Raw genomic sequence first — 8005 nt, forward strand, 5'->3', positions numbered from 1 at the left:
CCCCAATCCCCAAAACTTTGTATGCTGAATTAATAGGTCTTTATAAATAGTTCTTTTAAAACTGGTGCAAGAAGATTTTAGGCTAATTGTTGATTTAGTTTTAGTTTTAGGCGTTGCAGCTTGTGGCGGACTGCTGGCAGCACTTTTACAACAACCCGTGCTGCTAGGCTATCTCATCGGCGGGATGATCGTTGGGCCAGCCGGACTAGGACTAATTAAAGAAGTTATTCAAGTAGAGACTCTGGCACAATTCGGTGTCGCCTTTTTGTTATTCGCCTTGGGTGTAGAATTTTCCTTGGCGGAACTTAAGAAGGTAAAAGCGATCGCGCTCGGTGGAGGTGGACTCCAGATTGCTCTGACAATTTTAGTCACAGTTGTGGTGTGCGGTTTAAGCGGAGCCTGGGGAGCCTTACCTGCGAAGGGGATGTTTTTGGGGTGTATTCTGTCCTTGTCTTCCACGGCGGTTGTCCTCAAGTGCTTGATGGAACGCAATGAAACAGAAACGCCTCACGGACAAGTGATGCTAGGGATTTTAGTAGTCCAGGACTTAGCACTAGGACTGATGTTAGCAGTCTTGCCAGCCCTCAACCAACCAGCAGAAACTATTGGCATCGCCGTACTGACAGCCTTACTGTGGATTGCTTTATTTGCAGCTGGTGCAGTCGCTGCGGGGATTTGGCTGATACCCCCTTTGTTGCGACTCTTAGCCCGTACCGAAAGCCGAGAACTATTTTTATTAGGGGTTGTAGCTCTCTGTTTGGGTATTGCCCTGTTGACAGAACATTTGGGGCTATCTATTGAAATGGGGGCATTTGTTGCCGGTTTGATGATTTCTGAGGTGGAATACGCCGATCAAACCCTGACTTATGTCGAACCTCTGCGAGATATCTTTGCCAGTTTATTTTTTGCCGCCATTGGGATGTTAATTGACCCAGTGTTTTTGTGGAACAACCTAGAATTAATTTTAGGGCTGGTGGCAATAGTTTTCGTCGGGAAATTTTTGATTATCACGCCCCTAGTGAAACTATTCCACTACCCTTTAAAAACAGCCATCATCGCTGGTTTGGGACTGGCGCAAATTGGGGAATTTTCCTTTGTTCTCGCCAGTGAGGGGCAATCTTTAGGGCTGGTGTCCCGACAAATATACTTATTAATTTTGGGAACCACCGCAGTTACCCTCATGCTGACTCCCTTTGTTCTGCGGTTAGTGCCATTTTTATTTAACTTTGCCGAATCAATGCCTTGGTTGAAACCGTACTTAGAAGAACAAGAGGCGCGGGATGTATCAGACGATTTGCCCTTTAAAGACCATGTAGTAGTTTGTGGTTATGGGCGAGTCGGCAAAAATTTAGTGAAGTTGTTGCTGCAACACGACTTACCTGTGGTAGTCATCGACCAATCAGAGAGGAGAATTCAGCAGTTACGTGAAGCTGGGGTATCTTATGTTTATGGCAATTGTGTAAGTTTACACGTTTTAGAAACCGCCGGGGTAAATCATGCCAAAGGAATGGCGATCGCCCTCCCTGACCCCATGAGTACCCGTCTCTGCTTGAAACGCGCTTTGGAATTGCGCCCAGAATTGGATTTGGTTGTCCGTGCTACCCAGGATAAAAATATTGAAGTGTTGTATCAATTGGGAGCCAGAGAAGTGGTGCAACCAGAGTTTGAAGCCAGCTTAGAAATGGCAACCTATTTATTAACTGGCTTAGGCTTGTTGTCGCCAGCTGTCGTCCAACGGGAAATGCAGCTAATCCGCAACGATCATTATTTAGATTTGCGGCCAGAGCGTTCTGCAACTGAAGTTGCCCACGATTTGCGCCAAGCAACTCTCGATTTAAATCAGCGCTGGTATCCTCTTCCAGATGCTTCGCCCTTAATTGGCATGAGCATAGAAGAAGCAGATATGCGCTACTTAACAGGAGCGAGTTTGATGGCAATTCGCCGCGCTAACGGCGATGAAATCGATTATCCCAATAATCAAACCAAATTGGAAGAAGGCGATCGCCTGCTGGTAGTGGGAGCAGATGAAGAACTAGCGGCTTTGGCAGAGTTTGCTAAGGGACAAGCTGCTGTTCCCGGTGAAAATAGTGCTTGTCAGTGGGTTACAGTCAATGCAGATGCGCCAACCCTAGGTAAAACCCTTGCAGATTTAGATATCGCCAAGCAATTTGGAGTACAAGTACAGGCGATCCGGCGAGATGGTAAATTTATCCGCTATCCTGATGGCGGCATGGACTTGCGAGTTAGCGACCAAGTATTATTATGTGGTAGCTTGACAGGTCTGAGTCAACTAGAACAGTTATTTGCGATCGCTAATAAAGTACCCCTTTCTCTTCCAGTGGTGAAAGTTAGTGAGGCAGAAACGCTCAAAGAGTTCCTTTGATAATCCACTAGCACAAGTAAGTGGCTCAATCTAGCGATCGCGAGGAACGAGTGTCAATAGTTTCTCAAAGAAACAAATATTGATTCGACTAAAAGCAAAAATGGTATCCTTGATTTAAAATCAAATCAATGGCGATGGAGCTCGCCAAAACCGCCTTTTCAGACCTCAAAATCATCACTGAAAGGCTGATGGCTCCTACTTTCTTCGCTGACTGCGGGAGAGTAGGGCTTTGGAAAACGCATCACCTGACTCTCCTGTAGAAAGTGTAAGTCTACAAATCGCGCCTCAAGGAGTCATGGGATGTTAGTCAGTGTATTTATGAAACATTTTCGTCAATTTGAACCGTTTATTGCATTACCACACCTAATTAAATGGTTGCCTATTTCCATTGTGGTTGGCATTCTTGCTGGAACAGCTTCTGCGGCTCTTTTAGCATCATTAGAATGGGCAACCCATTGGCGAGAATCCCATCGCTGGATTATCGCCTTACTTCCCATTGGTGGCTTCTTGAGTGGTTGGATTTATCATCAGTTCGGTCGGAATGTAGAAGCCGGAAATAACCTTTTACTTGAAGAAATCCATAACCCCAAAAGTGTTATTCCCTTTCGGATGGCTCCTCTTGTTTTGCTAGGAACAAACCTGACACATTTATTTGGAGGTTCAGCCGGTCGTGAAGGTACAGCATTACAAATGGGCGCTTCTTTGGCAGACCAGTTAACTAAAATATTACATTTTCAAGGAGCCAATCGGCGAATTTTATTAACGGCGGGTATCAGTGGAGGATTCGCTTCAGTTTTCGGTACTCCCTTAGCTGGGACTGTATTTGGTCTAGAAGTTTTAGCAATTGGGAAACTTAATTATGACGCTCTTTTCGCTTCTTTGATTGCTGCGATCGTTGGGAATCAAGTCACCTTGTTATTGGGTTTGCATCATACCGCATACCGACACGCTCCCTCTATACCGACGCTCACAATTTGGGGATTGATTTCTGCCATTATCGCAGGTGCAATTTTTGGAATTGTAGCGAGATTCTTTGCTAAAGTAACTCACCAAATCAGTCACTTCTTTAAAACAAAAATATCTTATCCTCCAATGCGTCCTTTAATCGGCGGTGCGATGATAGCAGTAATTGTTGGGTTGAGTGGAACAACTAAGTACATTGGGCTTGGTATCCCTACTATCGTTGATTCTTTTTTTACTCAATTACCTCCTTGGGATTTTGCCGCAAAATTGGGAATGACTGCTCTAACTTTAGGAGCAGGTTTTAAAGGAGGTGAAGTAACACCTTTGTTTTTTATTGGTGCAACTTTAGGTAATGCTTTGTCGTTGCTTTTAGCATTACCTACACCATTGTTAGCAGGAATGGGATTTGTGGGTGTGTTTGCAGGTGCAGCCAATACACCGATAGCATCAACCTTAATGGGAATTGAATTATTTGGTTTGGAATCAGGAGTATTTATTGCTATTGGCTGTGTAGTGAGCTATCTATTTTCAGGTCATTCTGGAATTTACTCGGCACAGCGTATTGGTTTGAGTAAATACTCTGCTGTATCTTTAGAAGAAGGGGTGACTTTGGCTAATTATGGGCGAGAAAAATTGGAGCCAAAAATCGATTTATCTCATGATGGTGATGAAGAAGGAAGTAATTCTGAAGAATAATTTATAGACGCAATTAGAACCACTAAAATAATTTATCTGTTAGAGCTATTAAGCAAATTGTCTTAAGATTTTAAAAAAGCAAGGAATATGATATTTAATATCATTACTTTGTTCTGAATAAAATCTTCCTATTTCTAACAAAAGTTGATCTTTAAATGTCTCAACTGAAGAAGTCCAGTCAATTGGTGGTTGAATTTGGTTCCAGTAATACTTAGCTTTTTTGAATGTCAATAAAGCTAAAATTAACTCATTCTCCTCCGTATCATTTTGAGCGTTTTGAAACTGTTCTTTCCATGAATCTCTCAATTTATCTATTGCAGTACAATCTAATCCAGAGCAATGGCTAATACGATTAGATACTTTTGATAAATTACTTTTTAAATCATAATCATTAATGATAGCATCTGCCATCCTCAGATAAATCTCTCTAAGTACTAGAGAATTACTACTATAAAGTGTAGAAAAAGTATCAAATACTGATTGTATTTCAGGTATGAAAAAATATGCTTCTTTATGTATTAAACCCGTAACCCATATACGATGCTGTTTGGCATTTTCTTCGTTTATCTTGATTTTTGTATAAAGATTGCAGAAAATTGCTTCTGTATCTGAAAAACCATAACTATATTGTTTTGTTATATTTTGTGTTTGTAAATCAACATCTACAATTGCAAAAAGTTTTTCTAAACTTAAATAAGATTTATCCTTATTTTCATCATGCAACTTTGAAAGAGCAAAATATGTATTTAATACATCTTTACGATCTCCGCAGTTAAAAAACTCTGGTCGATATTGACTCCATAATTTTGGAACACACGCCTTGTAAAAGTTGGAATCTGGCATCTGTTCCATCTTGCTATATGACTGAGGTGACGGTCTGCCTTCGGTGTCCCAAATACCACCTTCGCCTTCGCACAACAGAACAATCTTATTTTTAATTCTACGAGAGCCAATGATTATTTCACAATGTTGTTTTAGTTGTTCCGGCTTAAGACTCATATTTAATTTTTAGCTTCTTGCTTTAAAAGTTTTGGTTCTAGTTCCTTAACGTGAGCAGGTGTAAGAGCTTGACATAACTCGTATGAGTGAGTTGCAAGAATATATTGATTACTTGGTGCCCATTGATTGATATCTGCAATTATTTGATATTGCCAATCTGGATGAAATGCTATTTCAATTTCATCCATTAGCACAATTGCATGTTCTATATTATGGTACTTTATCCACATATAAATACTCAATCTTTTTAACTCGCCATGACTGAGGTCTTCGGGATATAGTTCTACATCTTCACCATCTTTATCTAATTTAAAAATTACACCTGATAAATCTGGATCTATATTTATTTTTTTATTAAACAATATTATATTTAAATCATTTATCAGTGCTTTGTAGCTATTACCATACTCGCCTTTTTGTATAGCTTCTGCAAAGTCTTTGTCTCGAGCAGACTTAAAGGCTTCGATAAGGATATCTACAGCCAGAAAATCATAGGTAAAAAAGCCTGAGAGTTTAGATTTGGCTAATTTAAGCTGTGAATAGTACTCAGTTTCGTTATCCTGCTTTTTAAATAAGAGTTTTCTAGATTCTTTAGAATTAAAAAGAAAAACTTGGGTAGAAGGAGCCGCAAGAAATATTTTTTGTGATAACTCCTTCATGAATATTTCTACTTTGTTCATATCCATATTATTTATCCGGCAAAGTAAAACTTCCTCTTCATCTTTATTGCCATTAGCTGAATAATTACAGATATACAGTAGCTTTTCTGACTCCAAATATTTTAAAACTCTTTGTAATATACGTTCAAGCTGCTCACGTTGTTCATAATATTTTTTCAGATTTAATTTAGATATATCGAGTCTTGCTTGAACTTCATCTTGAAATCCTTCTATAGATTTATTTGCTACTCTTAAAATAGGATTAGGAGTTCTAAATTCAAACCTTCTAAGTTCTTCTATTAACTCTCTAAATATAAAATATTTCTCCTCACTACTCTCGATTTTTCTCACATTATCTAATTTAGTAATAGCTTTCTCTAAATCTTGTATTTCTTTTTCAGCAATTAGAATTTTATCAATCACCTTCTCCAATTGATTTGAAGCAGAGAATTTTAGATAGTTATCATTCTCAACTTCACTCTTATCATTTGATATTAATAGCTCTCTAAGATAAGAGTCGTTATAAGATAAAAATTCAAGCTTTACAATTTTATCCTCATTCCAGATATCAATTATGGCTAATACTCTCTTGTTAGAATTGTTGTTAATAGTAAATCCAGAAAGTATATTTTTAACAAAATCTTTTTTTTCAGAATCACTAGAACAATGCAATAGAACAAAAATTAATTGTAAAAGTGTACTTTTACCACCACCATTTTGACTTCCAAGTGGGAAAATACTAGGGATGAATTCTGGTTCAAAACTTATATCAACGTTCTTTAAAATGCGAAAATCTGGAACTTGGACTCGTAGTAATTTCATAAAAAGCTCCTATTGCCAACTTGATACTAAGTAGAGCGGCGCGAACACTACAAACTAATCTCAATATTTTTTACATTACTTAATCTAGTTTGATTTATTCTTGCTCACTTACTTAACTATCTTCAATTCTCAAATAGGGTGGGCAATGTCCACCCTAATCTTTGAGACTTCCAGATTGAGTTTAACTAAGATAGTCAGACTTAATGCAAAAAATGCCTTACACCTTAAACTTCTCAGTAATCCGCTTCATCGCTTCTTCCACATTCTCCCGACTGTTAAACGCCGAAATGCGGAAGTAACCCTCACCCGCAGCACCAAAGCCTGAACCAGGTGTCCCTACAACGTTGACAGTTTGCAGCAACTTATCAAAAAATTCCCAACTGGATAAACCATTGGGCGTTTTTACCCAAACGTAAGGTGCATTCACGCCACCATAAACTGATAATCCGGCGGCTGTGAGTTTCTCGCGGATAATTTTGGCATTTTCGAGATAGAAACTCACCAATCCTTTGATTTGCGCCTGTCCTTCTTCGGTGTAAACCGCTTCGGCTCCCCGTTGGATGATATAAGAAACGCCGTTGAATTTGGTAGACTGGCGACGATTCCAGAGTTTCCATAGTTCTACATCGGAACCATCGGCGGCTTTTCCTGTGAGTGTCTTCGGTACCACAGTTAACGCACAACGAGTTCCTGTAAAACCTGCGTTCTTGGAAAAAGAACGAAACTCGATCGCAACATCTCTTGCACCTTCAATTTCATAAATTGAGTGGGGAATCGATGGATCGGTAATGTATGCTTCGTAGGCTGCATCAAAGAAAATAATCGAGTTATTAGCTTTGGCATAGTCTACCCATGCTTTGAGATATTCTTTGGTAGCAGTTGCGCCAGTGGGGTTATTGGGAAAGCAGAGATAAATTAAATCGACTTTCTTTGCGGGAATCTCTGCGGTGAAGTTGTTATCAGCCGTAATTGGCAGATAGACTAAGCCCTCAAATTCGCCTTTATCGTTAGCATCCCCAGTATTTCCCACCATTACATTAGTGTCTACATACACAGGATAAACTGGGTCAGTAACGGCAATTATATTGTCATGACCAAAAATTTCCAGAATATTGCCTGTGTCACACTTGGAACCATCGGAGATGAAGATTTCTGACGCATCTATATCGGCTCCCCGTGCTTGGAAATCATGAGTAGCAATTTTCTCCCGTAACCAAGCGTAGCCTTGCTCAGGGCCATAGCCTTTGAAGGTATTGCGATCGCCCATTTCTTCCACAGCTTTAATCATCGCTGTGCGGCAAGCCTCTGGCAGCGGTTCGGTAACATCGCCAATGCCCAGTCGGATGATTTTAGCATTACTGTTCGCTTCTGCAAAGACATTCACCCGCCGAGCAATTTCTGGAAACAGATAACCCGCTTTCAGCTTCAGGTAGTTGTCGTTAATAGTTGCCATTATGTTGATTATGAAAAACGCCCTCAAATA

General features: G+C 39.8%; 5 protein-coding genes and 1 riboswitch. Of the genes, 2 read left to right on the forward strand and 3 right to left on the reverse strand.

Annotated elements, in window-relative coordinates:
• Positions 1-64: 64 nt before the first annotated feature.
• Together CDG79_RS37385 and CDG79_RS37390 are read left to right on the forward strand one after the other, a co-directional pair.
• Positions 65-2383 (forward strand): cation:proton antiporter domain-containing protein, encoded by a 2319-nt coding sequence (locus CDG79_RS37385; protein WP_094346594.1) that lies wholly within the window; start codon positions 65-67, stop codon positions 2381-2383.
• Between the two features lie 121 nt (positions 2384-2504).
• Positions 2505-2588, forward strand: a riboswitch (Fluoride riboswitch).
• Positions 2589-2701: 113 nt separating this feature from the next.
• Complete coding sequence (locus CDG79_RS37390) at positions 2702-4042, forward strand: voltage-gated chloride channel family protein (protein ID WP_094346598.1); 1341 nt, start codon at positions 2702-2704, stop codon at positions 4040-4042.
• A 48-nt stretch (positions 4043-4090) separates the two neighbouring features.
• Here the strand turns inward: CDG79_RS37390 and CDG79_RS37395 are convergent, their stop codons facing one another.
• The 3 genes from CDG79_RS37395 to CDG79_RS37405 form a co-directional block, all read right to left on the reverse strand.
• A complete protein-coding gene (locus CDG79_RS37395; protein WP_094346595.1) occupies positions 4091-5041 on the reverse strand; it encodes a hypothetical protein in 951 nt (316 codons plus the stop codon).
• A 2-nt stretch (positions 5042-5043) separates the two neighbouring features.
• The gene (locus CDG79_RS37400) at positions 5044-6522 is read right to left on the reverse strand and encodes an AAA family ATPase (RefSeq protein WP_094346596.1); all 1479 of its coding nucleotides are present in this window, start codon (positions 6520-6522) and stop codon (positions 5044-5046) included.
• Between the two features lie 217 nt (positions 6523-6739).
• Positions 6740-7975 carry an LL-diaminopimelate aminotransferase gene (locus tag CDG79_RS37405; protein ID WP_094346597.1) on the reverse strand — a complete coding sequence of 412 codons (1236 nt, stop codon included), beginning with the start codon at positions 7973-7975 and terminating at the stop codon, positions 6740-6742.
• Between the last annotated feature and the right edge of the window lie 30 nt (positions 7976-8005).

Source organism: Nostoc sp. 'Peltigera membranacea cyanobiont' 232, assembly GCF_002245985.1.
Lineage (GTDB): Bacteria > Cyanobacteriota > Cyanobacteriia > Cyanobacteriales > Nostocaceae > Nostoc.